The following is a 1,078-nucleotide window of genomic DNA, read 5'->3' on the forward strand; positions in this document are numbered from 1 at the left end:
GGGGGTAGAGTACTACAACAAGCTGGGCTACGTGCCCTACGACGTAAAGATCAACGAAAACGCGGCCCGCACCCTGGAGTACGCCTACGATGATTTTACCATCTACCAATTGGCGAAAGCGCTGAAGCGGCCCAAAAAGGAAATCAACCTGTACGCCAAGCGCAGCCAGAACTACCGCAACCTGTTCGACAAAGAAACGGGCCTGATGCGAGGTAAAAACCAGGATGGTACCTTCCAAAAACCCTTTAACCCTTTCAAGTGGGGCGACGCCTTCACCGAAGGCAACAGCTGGCACTACACCTGGTCGGTGTTTCACGATGTGCAGGGACTAGTGGATTTGATGGGTGGTAAGGAGAAGTTTGTGGCCCAGCTAGACACCGTCTTTACCCTGCCCCCCGTGTTCGACGACTCCTATTACGGCAGGTAATCCACGAAATCCGGGAGATGCAGATTGCCAACATGGGCAACTACGCCCACGGCAACCAGCCTATTCAGCACATGCCTTACCTGTATAACTACGCCGGACAGCCCTGGAAAACGCAGTACTGGGTGCGTGAGGTAATGAACCGCATGTACTTACCTACTTCCGACGGCTACTGCGGCGACGAAGACAACGGCCAGACGTCGGCGTGGTACGTTTTCTCGGCGCTGGGTTTCTACCCCGTCTGCCCTGGCACCGACCAGTACGTGCTGGGGGCGCCCCTCTTCCCCAAGGCTACCTTGCACTTACCCTCAGGCAAGGACATCGTGCTTAACGCCAGCAACAACTCCAGCGAGAACCGCTACGTGAACCAGCTGACGATGAACGGCCAGACCTACGATAAGAACTACCTCAGCCATGGGGAACTGCTGAAAGGCGCTACCCTCGACTTTGATATGAGCGCGACGCCCAACAAGAGCCGCGGTACCAAAGCCGATGCCGCTCCCTTCTCCGTGTCGAAAGCCAAGTAACCCGCCGCGCGGCTGCTCGGGGCACTGGTCACCTACCGGGGTGGCTGGGCGGCCCAGGCAGCCGCGTAGTGCCTCCCACCTCCATCCTACCCACCGCCATGAACCGCAGATCCTTCGTCCAGGGTCG

At 57.9% G+C, this 1,078-nt stretch carries 1 pseudogene; it reads left to right on the top strand.

The annotated features are described in order from the left end of the window. Window positions 1-951, top strand: a pseudogene (locus VI25_RS22305) (GH92 family glycosyl hydrolase); the annotation flags it as partial. Window positions 952-1,078: the final 127 nt, after the last annotated feature.

The organism is Hymenobacter sp. AT01-02, assembly GCF_000961955.2.
GTDB classification, from domain to species: Bacteria; Bacteroidota; Bacteroidia; order Cytophagales; family Hymenobacteraceae; genus Hymenobacter; species Hymenobacter mucosus.